The organism is Streptomyces sp. NPDC090119 (assembly GCF_044747085.1).
Classification (GTDB): Bacteria; Actinomycetota; Actinomycetes; order Streptomycetales; family Streptomycetaceae; genus Streptomyces.
In genome coordinates this window covers 897,506-912,615 of record NZ_JBIVDK010000001.1, presented here as the reverse complement: position 1 = coordinate 912,615, position 15,110 = coordinate 897,506, and the positions used below count along the sequence as shown (strand labels likewise).

General features: G+C 71.9%; 16 protein-coding genes and 1 pseudogene. 4 read left to right on the top strand and 13 right to left on the bottom strand.

The window, feature by feature from the left end; all coding sequences use genetic code 11:
* Nucleotides 1-12: 12 nt before the first annotated feature.
* From ACIPPM_RS04190 to ACIPPM_RS04170, 5 genes and pseudogenes are all read right to left on the bottom strand, one after another.
* Nucleotides 13-939 carry a M56 family metallopeptidase gene (locus ACIPPM_RS04190; RefSeq protein ID WP_401442691.1) on the bottom strand — a complete coding sequence of 309 codons (927 nt, stop codon included), beginning with the start codon at nucleotides 937-939 and terminating at the stop codon, nucleotides 13-15.
* A gap of 6 nt (nucleotides 940-945) precedes the next feature.
* Nucleotides 946-1,332 (bottom strand): BlaI/MecI/CopY family transcriptional regulator, encoded by a 387-nt coding sequence (locus ACIPPM_RS04185; RefSeq protein ID WP_393600807.1) that lies wholly within the window; start codon nucleotides 1,330-1,332, stop codon nucleotides 946-948.
* Between the two features lie 49 nt (nucleotides 1,333-1,381).
* A complete protein-coding gene (locus tag ACIPPM_RS04180; RefSeq protein ID WP_401442688.1) occupies nucleotides 1,382-1,588 on the bottom strand; it encodes a twin-arginine translocase TatA/TatE family subunit in 207 nt (68 codons plus the stop codon).
* Between the two features lie 183 nt (nucleotides 1,589-1,771).
* A complete protein-coding gene (locus tag ACIPPM_RS04175; RefSeq protein WP_401442686.1) occupies nucleotides 1,772-2,131 on the bottom strand; it encodes a PRC-barrel domain-containing protein in 360 nt (119 codons plus the stop codon).
* Between the two features lie 244 nt (nucleotides 2,132-2,375).
* A pseudogene (locus tag ACIPPM_RS04170) lies at nucleotides 2,376-2,834 on the bottom strand (helix-turn-helix domain-containing protein); the annotation flags it as partial.
* Nucleotides 2,835-2,946: 112 nt separating this feature from the next.
* On the opposite strand from ACIPPM_RS04170, the gene ACIPPM_RS04165 reads away from it, so the two are divergent.
* The gene (locus tag ACIPPM_RS04165) at nucleotides 2,947-3,948 is read left to right on the top strand and encodes a permease (protein ID WP_401442684.1); all 1,002 of its coding nucleotides are present in this window, start codon (nucleotides 2,947-2,949) and stop codon (nucleotides 3,946-3,948) included.
* Nucleotides 3,945-4,652, top strand: a complete 708-nt coding sequence (locus tag ACIPPM_RS04160; protein WP_401442682.1) for a TIGR03943 family putative permease subunit — start codon at nucleotides 3,945-3,947, stop codon at nucleotides 4,650-4,652. Before ACIPPM_RS04165 ends, ACIPPM_RS04160 begins: the two co-directional genes overlap by 4 nt.
* Before the next feature lie 6 nt (nucleotides 4,653-4,658).
* Here the strand turns inward: ACIPPM_RS04160 and ACIPPM_RS04155 are convergent, their stop codons facing one another.
* The 6 genes from ACIPPM_RS04155 to ACIPPM_RS04130 form a co-directional block, all read right to left on the bottom strand.
* On the bottom strand, nucleotides 4,659-4,955 hold the full coding sequence (locus tag ACIPPM_RS04155) for a hypothetical protein (RefSeq protein WP_401442680.1): 297 nt from the start codon (nucleotides 4,953-4,955) through the stop codon (nucleotides 4,659-4,661).
* Nucleotides 4,939-5,172 (bottom strand): hypothetical protein, encoded by a 234-nt coding sequence (locus ACIPPM_RS04150; protein WP_401442678.1) that lies wholly within the window; start codon nucleotides 5,170-5,172, stop codon nucleotides 4,939-4,941. The genes ACIPPM_RS04155 and ACIPPM_RS04150 overlap by 17 nt, the downstream gene beginning before the upstream one ends.
* 34 nt (nucleotides 5,173-5,206) lie before the next feature.
* Nucleotides 5,207-7,315 carry a SpoIIE family protein phosphatase gene (locus tag ACIPPM_RS04145; RefSeq protein ID WP_401442676.1) on the bottom strand — a complete coding sequence of 703 codons (2,109 nt, stop codon included), beginning with the start codon at nucleotides 7,313-7,315 and terminating at the stop codon, nucleotides 5,207-5,209.
* A gap of 101 nt (nucleotides 7,316-7,416) precedes the next feature.
* A complete protein-coding gene (locus tag ACIPPM_RS04140) occupies nucleotides 7,417-8,325 on the bottom strand; it encodes a hypothetical protein (RefSeq protein WP_401442673.1) in 909 nt (302 codons plus the stop codon).
* Complete coding sequence (locus ACIPPM_RS04135) at nucleotides 8,322-9,227, bottom strand: ABC transporter ATP-binding protein (protein WP_401442671.1); 906 nt, start codon at nucleotides 9,225-9,227, stop codon at nucleotides 8,322-8,324. Before ACIPPM_RS04135 ends, ACIPPM_RS04140 begins: the two co-directional genes overlap by 4 nt.
* Nucleotides 9,202-9,627: a GntR family transcriptional regulator gene (locus tag ACIPPM_RS04130; RefSeq protein ID WP_401442669.1), complete on the bottom strand. Its 426-nt coding sequence runs from the start codon at nucleotides 9,625-9,627 to the stop codon at nucleotides 9,202-9,204. The genes ACIPPM_RS04135 and ACIPPM_RS04130 overlap by 26 nt, the downstream gene beginning before the upstream one ends.
* Nucleotides 9,628-9,964: 337 nt before the next feature.
* On the opposite strand from ACIPPM_RS04130, the gene ACIPPM_RS04125 reads away from it, so the two are divergent.
* Nucleotides 9,965-11,323, top strand: coding sequence for a diacylglycerol/lipid kinase family protein (locus tag ACIPPM_RS04125; RefSeq protein ID WP_401442667.1), 1,359 nt, complete (start codon nucleotides 9,965-9,967; stop codon nucleotides 11,321-11,323).
* Nucleotides 11,316-11,921, top strand: coding sequence for a phosphatase PAP2 family protein (locus ACIPPM_RS04120; RefSeq protein WP_401442665.1), 606 nt, complete (start codon nucleotides 11,316-11,318; stop codon nucleotides 11,919-11,921). Before ACIPPM_RS04125 ends, ACIPPM_RS04120 begins: the two co-directional genes overlap by 8 nt.
* Here the strand turns inward: ACIPPM_RS04120 and ACIPPM_RS04115 are convergent.
* A complete protein-coding gene (locus ACIPPM_RS04115) occupies nucleotides 11,918-12,493 on the bottom strand; it encodes a dihydrofolate reductase family protein (protein ID WP_401442663.1) in 576 nt (191 codons plus the stop codon). The two genes, ACIPPM_RS04120 and ACIPPM_RS04115, sit on opposite strands and share 4 nt — an antisense overlap.
* Nucleotides 12,494-12,718: 225 nt before the next feature.
* Complete coding sequence (locus ACIPPM_RS04110) at nucleotides 12,719-15,070, bottom strand: discoidin domain-containing protein (RefSeq protein WP_401442661.1); 2,352 nt, start codon at nucleotides 15,068-15,070, stop codon at nucleotides 12,719-12,721.
* Nucleotides 15,071-15,110 lie beyond the last annotated feature (40 nt).

Here is a 15,110-nt window from a genome sequence, read left to right as displayed (position 1 = left end):
GGGCGGCCACCGCTACAACGGGGTGGCCGCCTTCAGCACCAGGAAGAGCGTCACCGCCGAATTGGCCGAGGACAGCGCCGAGATCATCGTCCCGGCCGCGGCTGCCCAAGCCGCCACTCCCACGGCCGTGAACAGCGAGGGCCACGCATGCACGGCGGGCGCGGGCCCCAACAGGGCGGCCACGCGACGCGGTACCGGCCCCGGGGCGGCGAACCCGGCCAGGACGGGGTGCGGCCGTGAGATCAGCGCCGCCCGGCCGATGGCGCGGGCCACCGTCCGCCGACTGCGCACCACCCCGGCCGCCTCCTCGTCGGCCCACCGCTCCACGGTGTACGACACGGCGGTACGCAACGGACGTAGGAACGGGTTGGCCCGCGCGGCCAGTTGGACCAGCAACAGGAACCGGTGGTGCCCGCCCGCCAAATGCGCCCGCTCATGCGCGAACAGCGCCCGCCGCTCCTGTGCGGCCAACCGGGTCAGCAGGCCGGTCGACACCACCACCCGCCCCCGGCCCCGCCCCGGCAGGGCGTACGCGTAGGGCTCCGGGTCGGGCAGTACGGCGACCGTACGCCGGGGCAGACCCGCGAGGCTCCGCTCGGCGCGTCGCCGTACCCGTAGATGCCGCCAGAGCACACGAGAGCAGCCCGCGAGCACGGCGAGCAGGGCGGGGATCGCGGCCTGGCCCGCGACCTCGTCGTACGGGACGGCCTCGCGCACCTCGTCGTCCGACCAGGCGTCCGGCAGTGGGTTGCCGGGGAGTTGGGCGGTGCCGACCACCATGAGCAGGGTCAGGCAGAGCGTGCTGCACAGGGCCAGCGCGCAGGCGGTGACGGTGAGCAGCCAGGTCGCGGCGCGGGGGTGCAGCCGCTGTTCGGCCAGCCGGGCGACCGGCCATGCCGTCAGCGGGAGCACCAGCGGCAGCAGGACGAACACGCCCATGGACTCTCAGCCTTCTCCGTCCGGGCCCGACTCGCCCAGCAGGTGCCGCAGGAGACGCTCGTCGTCCGGTTCCAGGGAGGTGACGAAGCGGGACAGCACCGCCTCACGGTCGCTCTCGCCGTCGAGCACCTTGCGCATCCGGTGCGCGGCCAGGCCCGCCTGGTCCGACACCGGGGTCCACACGAAGGAGCGGCCCGCGCGTTCGCGGGTGACGGCGCCCTTGGCGAGCAGGCGGGTGAGGATGGTGATGACGGTGGTGTAGGCGAGGTCGCCGCCGAGGTGTTCCTGCACCCAGCCGGTGGACGCGGGCGTACGGGCCTCGCGCAGGGCGGAGAGCACCAGCCCCTCCAACTCGCCCTGCCCCCGTCGCCGGGTACGCCGCTGGTCGTCCACGCCCGCTCCTGTCCCTTCCGCCGTGGATAGATCGTAGGCCGCGGGTGGGTCAGCTCCGTTCGTCGCGGGGCAGGACGGTGCCCTCTACGACGGGTCCCGTCGTGGCCGGGGCGTCCTGGGTGCGGAGGGCGCGGGACTCGCTCTTGAAGATGCGGGTGGCCTGACCGGCGGAGCGGACGAGTCCGGGCAGCTTCCGCACGCCGAGGAGGGCGATCAACACGATGAGGAGCAGGGCGATTTCACTCAAGCCGAACATCGGATGCGGTTCCTCCCAGCGGGGCGAGCGGCGACCGGGACCGGACGGCCCCGCTCACCATCATTATCTACATTGCTGTAGAAGTCTCGTACAGAGTCAGGCTGAGTACGGGCACGGGAGCAGGGCCCGGCGGTCGTTCCCCCGGACCACCGGGCCCTGCTCCTGCACATGGGAGAGTCCCGCTCAGTGTCCCGGGCCGTACTGGCCGTAGTGACCGCTGATCTGGTCCCGGTACGCCGCGTCGCCCAGGTGCTTGTCCTTGTCGAACTCGGGCGCGTCCTTGATCTGGTCCTTGGTCTGCGCCACGTGCAGGGTGCGCTCCTCGTGGTCGATCCCGGTGATCGTCCCGGCCGGCAGCAGCACCTCCTTACCGAAGATCCACACCCCGGTGTCCACGACGATGTACTGCTCCCCCACGTCGTTCGAGTGCTTGTCCACCTTGCCGATGTGCCCGTCGAGCGCCTCGACCTTGTACCCGCTCAGATCAGCGTCCGGCGTGTGCCCAGCGGTCGGGCCATAGCTCCACATGTTCTCGGCAGTCATAGACCACACCTCCATACTCCGGCCCCAGGAGGTGGATGCGGTCCACATCCGTCTCCCGCCAGGGGCGTAACGGGCGGGTGTCCGCCCTGAGGGCGAACAAACCCGGGGTCCCTCTTTGGGGGAGGTAATCGGCCTAGGGCTCCTCACACACCCGCTCGCGCGGCATCAGCACGGTGAGCCGCCCAGGAGCCCGCGAGGTCCATTGCCCTGCCCCGGACTCCGGCCGAAGCACCCACATGGACCCACCGCGCACGTCCTCGTCCGCCGAGGCGGTCGCCGTACGCGCGTCCGAGATCAGGTCCGGGAGCGCCTTCATCACGGTGTCGAACTCGGCGGAGTGATACTGCGTCCAGCCCTCCGCGATCTGCTCACGCAGCCGGTCGAGGGAGAAGTGCGCCGTCGGTGGGGCGGGTTCAGGGCCCCACAGCACCGGCATGACCGCGCGCCGCATCGCCACGAATCGCGGTCCGTCGTTCTCTCCGGAGGAGACGGCGGGCGGATCGCCCAGCAGCGTGGTCAGCTCCACGCCCAGGCCGTTGGCCAGCGCGTGCAGCGTAGGAAGACGGGCGGAGTGCTTTCGCCCCTGTTCCAACTGGCGGATCACGTCCACGGACACGTCGGAGCGGGCAGCAAGCTCCTCCTGCGTCAAGGATGCCAGCCGCCGCAGACGGCGCAGGGTCCGCCCCAGATCATCGTTTGCCACCCGGCCACCGTACGCCGCGGCCCCTGTCAGCAGCCCTCGAGACGGCACCAGGAGGCGCGGTCGCTATGTTGATCCGATCAGATGAGTAGCGGGTGGCAGGGGTGGTGGGTGGATGCAGGAGACGGCGGACCATGCCCGGGCGGCTCCCGCCCCGCCGGGCTGGCTGCGGTATTGGCCGTTGATCCTGCTCGGCGCTGCCCTACTACCCGGCGCGGCGGTCTTCCTCGTCGGCCGGTGGGGCGACGCCCCGGTCGTGCAGGCGTGGCGGACCGTCGCGCTGGCCGTGTTCTTGCAGGCCGTGCCGTTCATGCTGCTCGGTACGGCGCTGTCGGGGGCGATCAACGCGTTCGTACCGGCGTCCGTGTTCACCCGGCTGTTGCCGAAATGGCCCGCGCTGGCGGTGCCGGTGGCGGGGGTCGCCGGGGTGGTGTTGCCGGGGTGTGAGTGCGCGTCGGTGCCGGTGGCGAACAGCCTGATCGGGCGCGGCGTGGAACCGGCGGCCGCGTTCGCCTTCCTGCTCTCCGCCCCGGCCGTGAACCCGATCGTGCTGACCGCGACGGCGGTGGCCTTCCCCGGTCGGCCCATGATGGTGCTGGCCCGGCTGCTGGCCTCGCTGGTCGTCGCGGCCCTGATGGGCTGGCTCTGGCTCTGGCGCGGTAAGGCGGAGTGGCTGCGGCCGAACGTACGGCACACCGGGCACCGGCACGGGCACAGCCGCTGGGCGGAGTTCCGGGGCGGCTTCCAGCACGACTTCCTGCACGCGGGTGGGTTCCTCGTCGTGGGCGCCCTGGCCGCCGCCACCTTCAACGTGGCCGTACCGCCCGCCGTACTCGACGCGTTCACCGGCTCGGCCTGGCTGTCGGTGCCGTTCCTGGCGGGGCTGGCCGTCGTGCTGGCGGTGTGTTCGGAGGCGGACGCGTTCGTGGCGGCCTCGCTGACCGGGTTCTCACCGGTGGCACGGCTGACGTTCATGGTGGTGGGCCCCATGGTCGACCTGAAGCTGATCGCCCTGCAGGCGGGGACCTTCGGGCGGGCCTTCGCCGTACGGTTCTCCGCCGCGACCGCGCTCGTGGCAACCGTGTGCAGCGCGGCGATCGGAGGGGTCCTGCTGTGAAGCGTCCCGTACAGGCGGCGTTGCTCGCCCTCGGCGGCCTCGCGCTGCTGCGGGTCTCGCTCTTCTCCGACCTGTATCTGCGCTACGTCAAGGCAGGCATGCGCCCGCTGCTGATCGCCTCCGGCGCCGTACTCCTGACGCTCGGGCTGGCGGAGGCATGGTCGTGGTACCGCCGCACACGCCACGACGACAACCACCTCCCACCCCGCACCGCCTGGCTCCTGTTCCTCCCCATTCTCAGCCTCGCCCTCTGGGCCCCACCCGCACTCGGCGCGTACACGGCGGCCCGGGAAGCCCCGAAGTCCACCACCACCCAGCCCCAGGACTTCGACCCCCTCCCCACCACGTCCCCCCTCCCCCTCACCCTGGGCGACTTCACGGACCGCGTACGCGAGGACCACACGAAGGCGATCCGCATCCGCACCGTACGGATGACAGGCTTCGCGACCCCCGCGGGCCGGGGCGGCGGCTGGTACCTGACCCGCCTCATCATCAACTGCTGCGCAGCGGACGCCCAGTCGGTGAAGGTCCGCGTCTACGGCACCCCACCCCCGAAGCCGGACACCTGGGTCACGGTGACAGGCGTCTGGCACCCCCACGGCACCCTCGGCACCGCATCAGCCGAAGTAGCCCTGACCGCCCGCACCTTGAAGAAGATCCACCGTCCTACGAACGGCTACACGGACGCCCTCCCCCTGGGCTGAACCCGACTACGGCATCCCAAGGATTTCCGCAACGGCCTCCTGAACCTGCGTGGAGATCCGACTCAACTCGGCCCCGCCCCCAGCACGCTCCGACTGCCACTCGATGAACATGGGCGCAAACCAGATGAGTTGGACGAGCCGGGAATCCACAGTCTCTCCAACTGGCGGAATGCGGGCGAACAATGCCACGTAAGCGGCCCCGGCCTCGGCATCGAACTCCCCCGCCCGAAGCTTCCCGAGAAACCCGACCTCGTCGTCCCACGCCTCATCGAGAAGCGCAAGCACATCATCCGAAGGACTCACCACTCCCCGCCTCGGCGATACGGCGAGCCGCGTCGTCTGTCACCTCGCTCCACACGACCAGGCACTCCGACGCGAACGCCTCGGCGAGAGCAAGCCGGACCTCGTCCACCGGGCGATCACCGTGTGTGAGACGCACCTGCGCGACCGCCCGCTCGAACCGCTCCAGATACTCTCGGATACGCGGAGCAGCTTCGTCGTACTCGGCCGACTCAACCACCCCCGCATCACTCCCCCCGGGGACTCTACAGGGATCAGCGCGGAGAGCTTCCCCCGCTGCTCCCCTCCTCCTCGTCCCGCTCCCCCGGCGTGTCCACCTCCGCCCAGATCGTCTTCCCGCCCCCGCTGTCGTAGCGGGTCCCCCACCGGTCCGCGAGCTGGGAGACGATGAACAGCCCGCGTCCGCCCTCGTCGCCCTCCTGCGCGTGCCGGAGCAGAGGTGCGTTGCCGCCCGCGTCGGAGACCTCGATGGTGAGGGCCTGGTCGAAGATGAGGCGGAGGCGGGCGGGCGGGGAGCCGTGACGGACCGCGTTTCCGGCGAACTCGCTGACGATCAGCTGGCCGTTGAAGCGGACGTCGTCGTCCAGCCCCCACTCGCTGAGGTACCGCTCGCAGCAGGCGCGGGCGGCCTCGGCGGCCTGGGGGCCGTCGGGCAGGGAGAGGGTCGCCACGCGTTCGCGGGGGAAGGCCATGACCCGGCACACCAGTACCTGCGCCTCGATCGCGCGCGGGTGGGAGGTGAGCAGGGCGTCCAGTTCGTCGCAGAGGGCCCGTGGGTCGACGCCGTCGGCGGTGTCGGGGAGCCGGTCCAGCGCCTCGCGCAGCAGGCCGGGGACGGCGCCGGGGTCGTCGGTGAGGCCGGGGGTGTGCAGGATCAGCAGCGACTCGGGCGGGACGGCGGCGGTGACGGACGGGATCGGCTCGGCCGGACCGCCGAGGTGGGGGCCCTCGGGGCTGGCGATGGTGTCGATGGTGCCGTCGGGGCGGACGAGCACGATCTCGGGCCCGCCCGCCCGCGCGACGGTGACCTCGCAGGACAGCGGGTCCCACTCCGCGTAGGTGCACCCGGCGCGCAGGGGGCCGGACTTCCGCTGGTCCGCGCTCCGGTCGCGGGCCAGGGTGGCGGTCGTACGGCTCAGCCGCGCCAGCAGTTCGCCGGGCTGGAGGTCGAGCGTGGCGAGGGAACGCCCGGCGGTTCTCAGCTCGCCCATGGTGGTGGCCGTCCGCACGCCGAACCCGGTGACCTGTCCGACCGCGAGGCCGGTACGGGCGCCGGACAGCGGCATCACGTCAAACCAGCCGCCCCCGCTCTCCTCGCCGGGCAACCGCAGGTCCGCGATGTCGAGCGCGGCACCCGTCGGTGGCTGTCGGGGCAGCAGCGAGTGCTGGATGGCCAGCGCGATGGTGTGTTCGCGGTGGAAGCGCCGGGCGTGGTCCAGGCACCGTGCCGTGTGCGCGCAGACCTTCTCCACGAGGGCGATGTCCTCGGCGGAGAACGGCGCCGGTGTCTCGCCCCGGTAGAGCAGCAGCAGGCCGAGTACGGTGCCCTGCCGGGTGATCGGGGCGGCGAGCAGCGCGTGCGCTCCGGCCGCGCGCAGCAGGCGTTTCAGTCCGGGTTCGGTGTCCAGCCAGCCGGGGTCGGCCTCGGTGTCGGTGGCGCGTGGTGTCCGGGCGGCCAGGAGCGGGGCGAAGAGCCGCTGGTCGGCGGGCCAGATGCGGCTGTCCTCGGGGACGCCGCCGCACGCGATCGGGCACAGCGGCTCGGGGTGGTGCGGGGCCAGCGGCGGGGGTTCGCCCTGGGTGAGGTGTTCGGCGAGGGCGATGACGACGGTGTCGGCGGCGCCGGGGACGAGTGCCTCGGCGAGTTCGGTGCAGGTGGTGTCGTGGTCGAGCGTCTCCCCCACCTCGCCCTGGATGGCCGCCAGGCGGCGCAGCGGGTCGGCACCGGCCCGGTCCGTCTCGTCGGGGGTGATGTCGGCGATCGTGCAGACGAGCCCGGCACCCTCCTGGCCGGGCGGCGCCGGAAAGAAGGAGAGCGCCAGGGTCCTGGGGCGCTGCCGGAGCGTGTGGCGGGTGCGGACGAGCCGGTTCAGGGAGGCGACGCCGCTGGTACGTACCTCGCGCGCGTCGGCCGTCTCCGCCTCGGGGTCGCGCAGCGGGAGCACGTCGGTGAGCACCTGGCCGGTCAGGTCCTCGGCGGTGCTCGACAGCAGGCGGTGCGCGGCCTCGTTGCACTCGGTGACACGCAGCTCGTCATCGAGGACGAGGATCGCCAGGGGTGATGCGGCAAGGGCCTCGCAGGCCACGCGCATGGCCTCCGGGCAGGTCTCAAGGGTGCGCTCGCGTCGGGCGTCGCCTTCCATGGCACCTCCCCTAACCAGCATGCGCAAGGTGCTGGCGGGGCGCACTCCGGGCGGGGTTCCGCCCCGGCGATCGTCGCCGCCGGGGCGGAACCGCGTACGGATCAGGCCGTGCGGCGCCGGATGACGCGGAAGGAGGCCAGGACGAACAGCGCCGCCACCGCCAGCACCAGCGTGCTGGAGGCGATCTGGAACGGCCAGTAGTCGCCGGTGTCCAGGGCGTTGGTGAGGTAGGCGTCCTGCGGCAGCGCGTCATAGAACATCAGACCGAATACGGCGCCGGGGTGGTATCCGTCGACCTTGGCGAGCACGGGGAGGTCGAGCAGCAGCATCGCGCGCGAGCGGACGAGCAGGGCTGCCACCAGCCAGGTCAGGAGCGGGGCGGCGAGGAGCGTGGGCCACAGGCGCCGCAGCAGGGTACCGGTCAGGGCACCGGCGGCGACGCCGAGGACCACGTACGCGACGGTGACGGGGCCGATCGTGTAGTACGCGTTCTGCCGTTCGGCGCCGTAGGTGAGCAGGTCGAGGTGGAAGGCGTGGACGACACTCATCCGGTACAGCGCCACCAGCGGGACGGTCAGCACCACGAGGATCGCCGCCAGGACGGCCCAGCGGACGCCGAACCAGCGCCGGGGGGTGACCGTCTGGGTGAGGGCGAGGACCACACGCCGGGACTCCCATTCACGTGCGGTCAGCACACCGGTGAGGAGCGCGGCGAGCAGGGCGGGCTGGAAGGCGAGCATGGTGCCGTCATCCATGAGCCTCGCCGTCATGGTGTGGGCGTCATCCGTGTAGCGCCCGAAGTGGTACGCCTCGCTGCCGACATGGTCACGCAGGGCTATCGCGTCGGCCCAGCCCTGGTAGTGGTACACGATCTGGACGCCGATGCACAGGGCGAGCAGCAGCAGGATCGCGCCGGCGATCCAGTACTGGCGCAGGGCGATCCCGGCGAGTGGCCGGAGGCGGCCGGGCCGCCGTGCTGACTTCGGTGCGGCGGCGATGGCGGCGCTCATGCGGCGGTGTCCTTGCGGTGCGGTGTCGAGACGGGCAGGGAGGAGCCGGTGAGGTGGGCGAGCACCAGCTCCTCCACGGCAGGCGGCCGGACCTCCCAGTCGGCGGGCAGCGGACGCTCGCGGCGGATCAGGGCGCTGGTGCCACGCCCGGCGGGCCGGGACTCGACGACGGGGTGGCCGTCGAGCCGCTCGGCGCCCCCGGCGAAGGCCACCACGGCGTGGGAGTCGGTCAGTTCGTCGATGTCGCCGCAGAGCCGGGCCGTGCCGCGGTCCAGGAGCAGCAGGTGGTCGCAGACGTCGGTCAGCTCGGACAGGATGTGCGACGACATGATCACCGTGGCGCCGGTGTCGGCGACATGCGCCATGAGCAGGCCCATCAGCTCCTGGCGGGCGAGCACGTCCAGGTCCGCCATCGGCTCGTCGAGCAGCAGCAGGTCGGCCCGCTTGCCGAGGGCGAGGGCCAGGGCGATCCGGGTCCGTTCGCCGCCGGACAGGCTGCCGACGCGGGCGGCCTTGCCGAAGCGGGAGGGGTCGGCGAATCTCTCCGCCAGTTCGGCGTCCCAGTTGCCCTCGTTGAGCCGTGCGCCCAGGCGGAGCGTCTCGGCGACCGTGAACCGGGGGAACAGGGGGCGGTCCTGGGCCAGGTAGGCGACTCGCGGATGGCCGATGCGCGCGGGCCCGCCGAAGACCTCGACGGAGCCGGAGGTGGGACGCTGCAGTCCGGCCGCCAGCTCCAGGAGGGTCGACTTGCCCGCGCCGTTCGGTCCGACGAGGGCGCAGACGACCCCGGCGGGGACGGCGAAGGCGCAGCCGTCGAGCGCGTCGGGACCGCCGCGCCGGTATCTCCGTCTGACGCCGTCCGCGGCGAGCGCCGCTTCAGGGCTGCTGAGGGGGAACGACATCGGGTTCCTTCGGTGAGTACGTCGGTGAGTAGAGGTCTTCGACCACGGCGGCGAACAGCGCGGCGAGATCCTCGCGCTCCAGCCCCGCCGCACGGGCGCGCGCGGCCACGTCCGCCAGCTCCGCCCGCCAGGGCGAGTCGCCGGACGAGGCGCCCAGCGTGCCGGTGATGAACGTCCCGTGCCTGCGCCGGGTCTCGACCAGGCCCTGGGACTCCAGCTCGCGGTACGCCTTGAGCACGGTGTTGGGGTTGAGCGCGGTCGCCTCGACGACCGCACGAGCGGTCGGCAGACGATCACCGGGTTCCAACTGCCCCAGCCTGAGAGCCTGTTGAACCTGCTGCACGACCTGCACGTAGCTCGGCACCCCACTGGACCGATCGATCCGGAAGGCGAACGCCACGAGTGATCCCCCGCTTTCAACCAATGAACTAGTGGAATAATGCATTGACTGTTCCGAGCACGTCAAGGGCGCGCCGAGATCTCAGGCGGCCCCGCCGCCCCGGCCGAACTGGTCAGCCACCTGACCACCCGCGATCCGGACTTGACCATCGCCACCCCGTGCACCACGGGTCGGTGACCGGGTGACATGATCTCCACGCCACGAGGCGGTGTCTCCTGGCGCTGCCTCGCTCCGGCCGCGGGTGGCTCACCCGTACAGCCGTCCGGGACGGCCGCCACCGGGGACACTGCGCCAGGCTGGTGGTGCGGGACGGACCGAGATCCTCCGGGAGGGCTTCATGGGCGGGGCACTGAAGGCGCGGTTCCGGCCGGGGCTGGCAGCCCGGCTGCTCGCGCGGTGCGCCGTGGTGGCGGCGATCGGCGCCGTGGTGGTGCTGCTGCTCGCGGTGGGCGGCGGCGGTCTGCTCGTGGCCGTGGCCGGGATCGTCGGGCTGGTGCTCTGCGCCGCGGGCGTCTGGTGGTTCGTGGCCCGGCGCGGCGTGGTGCGGCTGCTCGGCGCGCTGGTGGCGGTCGCCGCGCCGGTCGGCGTCCTGGTGTTCCTCACGCGAAGCGGTCTGTGGCTGATCGCGCTGATCTCCGCCGTGTGCTGGTCGGTCGCGGGTGTCGCGGGCCGCGCGGCGCTTCGCAGGGCGCGGCCATCCCGCTCGCAGCGGCCCACCCGGGCACACCGGCCGAAACGGCCGGTACTGATCATGAACCCGAAGTCGGGCGGCGGCAAGGTCGGCCGGTTCGACCTGGTGGAACGGGCGGAGCGGCTGAACGCGCGGGTGATCCTGCTGGACCCGGCGGAGCCGGCCGACGTGGGCAAGCTGGCGCGTGAGGCCGTGGCCGACGGCGCCGACCTGCTCGGTGTCGCGGGCGGCGACGGCACTCAGGCACAGGTCGCGGCCGTCGCCGCCGAGCACCACCTGCCGTTCCTCGTGATCTCCGCGGGCACCCGCAACCACTTCGCCATGGACCTCGGCCTCGACCGCACCGACCCCGCCCGCTGCCTCGACGCGCTGACCGACGGCGAGGAGATCCGGGTCGACCTCGGCGACGTCTCCGGCCGCCCCTTCGTCAACACGGTGTCCTTCGGGGTGTACGCGGACATCGTGCAGAGCCCCGAGTACCGCGACAACAAGACCGGCACCGCCCTGAACCTGATGCCGGACCTGCTGGCCACGGAGGGCGTACGACGGCTCGGCGCGCGGGTGGACGGCACCCCGCTCGACGACCAGCAGGCGCTGCTGGTCAGCAACAACCCGTACGTCTCCCCCGACGAGCTGAGCGGCGGCGGGCGGCGGCCCCGGCTCGACACCGGTGAGCTGGGCGTGATCGGGATCAGGGTGGAGAACGCGGCCCAGGCGGCGGAGCTGGCCGTACGGGGCTCACAGGCACCGGGGCTCACCGTGACGACCGCCCGGCGGGTCGAGGTGACGGCCGGGGAGCCGCAGATCCCGGTGGCGGTGGACGGCGAGGCGCTCTGGCTGCGCTCACCGGTCACGTGCACGGTACGGCCCCGTGCGCTACGGGTGCTGCTGCCGCGCGACCGTCCCGGCGTGCCGCCCCCCGCACCGCCCGTCGACTGGCGGAAACTGCTCGACCTCGCGTTCGGTCCCGCCGAGCTCACCGCACCAGGAGAGAACCGTGCCTGACCGGAACACCGTCCCCGCCGTCCTCGGCGACCTGCGCGCGGTCGACGGAGCGCTGTACGCGGCCGTGGCCGCCACGCCCACCCCCGCGCTGGACCGTGCGCTGCGGATGGTGTCGCACGCGGCCGACCACTCGAAGATCTCGTTCGGTGTCGCGGCGGCCCTCGCCCTGCTGCCGGGCCGCCCCCGCCGCGCCGCGCTGGCCGGGGTCGCGTCGGTCACGCTGGCGTCGGCGGCGGCGAACCTGTTCGGCAAGCGGATGGTGCGCCGTCACCGCCCCGACCGGGAGGAGGCACAGGTGGCCGTGGCCCGGCACGTGCCCATGCCCGCGTCGGCGTCCTTCCCCTCCGGACACACCGCCTCGGCCACCGCGTTCGCCACCGCCGTGGGTGTCGTACTGCCCCCGGCGGCGGCCCCGCTGGGCTCGCTCGCGGCCGCCGTCGGCTACTCCCGTGTCCACACCGGCGTGCACTATCCGGGCGACGTCGCGGCGGGCGCGGTCCTCGGCTTCGCGGCGGCGGCGGTGTCGCTGGCCGTGGTACGCGGCCTCTCGCAGCGGCGGCCGGCCGGACGACTCACCCGGCACATCGCCGACGTCTAGCGCACGGCTCCGCGCGCCACCCGATAGCGGAGGTAGAGGACTCCCGAGCTGAACGTGCGGGTCTCGACGAGTTCGAGATCCACCCGGCGCTCATGCGGCGGGAAGAACGGAATGCCGCCGCCGACCAGCACCGGGTGGACCCTGACCCGGTACTCGTCGATCAGTCCCGACGCGGCCGCCTCGGCGGCGAGCGTGGGGCCGCCGATCGCGATGTCGCCCTCCCCCGGCGCGGCCCGCAACCGCTCGATCTCCTCCGCGAGGCCGCCGGAGGCCAGCCGGGCGTTGCCCCGTACCGTCGAGAGCGTGGTGGAGAACACCACCTTCGGAAGCGGCTTCCAGAGGGCGGCCCATTCGAGCATCGAGTCGTCGAGCGCGGGGTCCTGGTCGGCGGTCTCCCAGTACAGCATCGTCTCGTACAGCCGTCGCCCCATCAGGTGGACGCCGACCTGCCGGAGCTCGTCGGTGACGAACCGGAAGAGCTCCTCGTCGGGCGCCGCCCAGTCGAAGCCGCCGTCCGGCCCGACGACATGGCCGTCCAGGGACACACCCATCGAGCAGGTCACACTGCGCATCGCAACCCCTCCTCGGGAACAGGTCCGACACTACGACCTTCGACCCCGAAGGACTGGTCGGTCCCGCCCGACCGCAGGACGCGCGCGGCGAGGACGGAGGAGTGGCGACGGGACCACCGCGCCGAGTCGGCCCGCTCTGATCCACCGGCACCCCGACGCAGCGTGCGGTCCCGCTCCGGGTCAGGTTCCGGAGCGGGACCGCAGGGAGTGCGCGGGCGGGTCGGGTCAGCCCGTGTACGCCTCCAGCTCGGACAACTGTGCCGCGGGCCAGCCGGTGTTGGCGGTGACGGTCACGCGGAGGTAGCGGGTCGGGGTGCCGGACAGGGTGATGGTCGCGGTGTTGCCGCTCGACGGGTTGAAGGTGTACCCCGCCGACGGCTTCAGCGTGCCGAACGTGGAGTTGTCGGTGCTGCCGAGGATGCTCAGCGTCTGGGTGCGGGTGGCCCAGGCCGCAGCCGGGGGCAGCTTGAGGACGACGCGTTTGACCGCCTTCGCCGCGCCCAGGTCGACGGTGACGGACTGCGGGAAGGCGTTGTTGGCGCTCTCCCAGTACGTGTCCGCGTTGCCGTCGACGGCCTTGGTGGCCGGGTAGACGTCGGTGTGGCTCGTCTCGGTGACGGAACGGTTCTTGGCGAGGTTGACGGTGGGGTCGGTCGGCGGGTCCGTGGGGGGATCGGTGGGCGGGTCGGTCGGGGGCGTGGTGCCTCCGCCGGGTACTCCGCCGTTGGTCCACTTCGGGTCCGGCCAGGTGCCGGTGCACGCGGGCGGGTCCGCGTACCAGCCGCTGTTGCCGGTGCCGCGGGTGATGACGAAGCCGGAGCCGACGCAGTTGTGGATGGGGTTGGACTGGGCGATGTGCGTGGCCGTGACGTTGGTGAACGAGGCGTTGCCGGGCGACTGGATCTGCAAGGCGTAGGTGCCCGCCCCGTCGATCCGGACGTTCTCGAAGTGCAGGCCCTTCGTCGCGCCCTCGATGTTCATGATGGCGGCGTAGGAGCTGTCGAGGATCTCGGTGTCGGTGATGTTGACCGTCGCGTCCAGCGCTTCGTTGAGCCCGCTGAACCAGACCGCGCCGACGCCGAACTGCCAGTTGAAGTCGTTGTTCCCGGCCCGGATCAGGGTATTGCGAGCGGCTGTCGTGGTACCGGAGACAGCGGTACCCTGACCGGAGTTGACCCCCGGATACCGGTTGGCGACATGCAGACCGCCGCCGTTGGTGATGGTGTCCGCCATCACGTTGTCCGAGATGGTGATGTCCTTGCCGCCGTACGTGACGATGTTGTTGGCCAGGATCGGCAGGATCACCGTGTTGAAGGTGAACTTGTTCTTGACGTTCGGTATGGCTTCCGCCCACATGGCGAGTCCGTCGTCACCCGTGTTGCGTACGAACGTGTTGGTCACCGTGGAGTTGGTGACACCCATGTGGAAGTTCACGCCGTCCGCGGTCTGATCCAGGATGCGGCTGTTCTTGATGGTGAAGTTGTCCATGGGGCCGTCCATCCAGGCCCCGCACTTGGTGTGCTGCATCCACACGTTGTCGACGGTGGAGTTGGAGAGCGCGCCGCCGATGGCGTTGACCTGGTCGTCGTCGACGCGCTCGCGGATGTCGCCCAGGATGGCGAAGTCCTTGAGCGTGACGTTCTTGCTGCCGCCCTGGTTCGCGTACTTGCCGTACACGCCCACGGCCTTCGCCCGGTTCACCGGATCGCGGCCGGTGAGGACGCTGTACCAGGGACCCGCGCCCGCCAGGGTCACCTGGTCGACGACTATGTGGTCCCGCACCTGGAAAGTGCCCTGCGGTATGTAGACCGCCCTGCCCTGTGCCTTGCCCGCGTCGACCGCGGCCTGGATCTTGGCGGTGGAGTCGGCCGCGCCGGTCGGGTCGGCGCCGAAGTCGCTCACCACGTCCAGGGCTCCGGACGGCTTGCCGAGGGCCGTGCCCACCTGCTCGAAGTCGGCGAGGTCGATGGTGAAGGTCGGTGAGGCGCTGGTGGACGACACCTGCAGGCGCACCTTGGTCCCGATCGGCAGGGTCGAGCCGAGCAGGGTGCGGGTCTCGTCGTAGAAGTGGTGGGGGTTGGTGTCGCCGGGGTTGTTGTTGAACGGATAACCCCCGTAGTACCAGCCGTACTTGGAGGTCACGGGTACGGACTTGAGCTGGTTGCCGTTGATCTTCACGTCGAGGCTCGCGTCGCGTCCGGTACCGGCCGCGTTGTCGGGCAGCGAGTAGCGGAACGACATCGCGTTGGCGGGCGCGGTCAGGGTGAACTCGACGTACTCGCCGGGCGCGTCCAGTGTCACCGCCTGCCGCCCGGACGCCTCGGAGGGGAGATGGCCGTAGAGGCGGTCCGGTCCGATGAGGGTGCCGTTGGTGGCGGCGTACTCGGCCTCCTGCTCCTTGAACGGGACGGTCGCGCCACGGCCGGAGATGCCGACCGGGGACGGCGCGGGCACCCCGGCCGCGGCGGCGTCGGGTGCGAGCGCCACGGCGACGAGGGTGCCGGCCGCGGCCAGTGCCAGCGACACGGTCGCCGCCAGGGATCGGCGCAGGGGTCTGCGATCGGGGGGTGAGGTCATGGGTGTGCGTCCTTAGGGCTCGTGGGGTGAGCGGACGCAA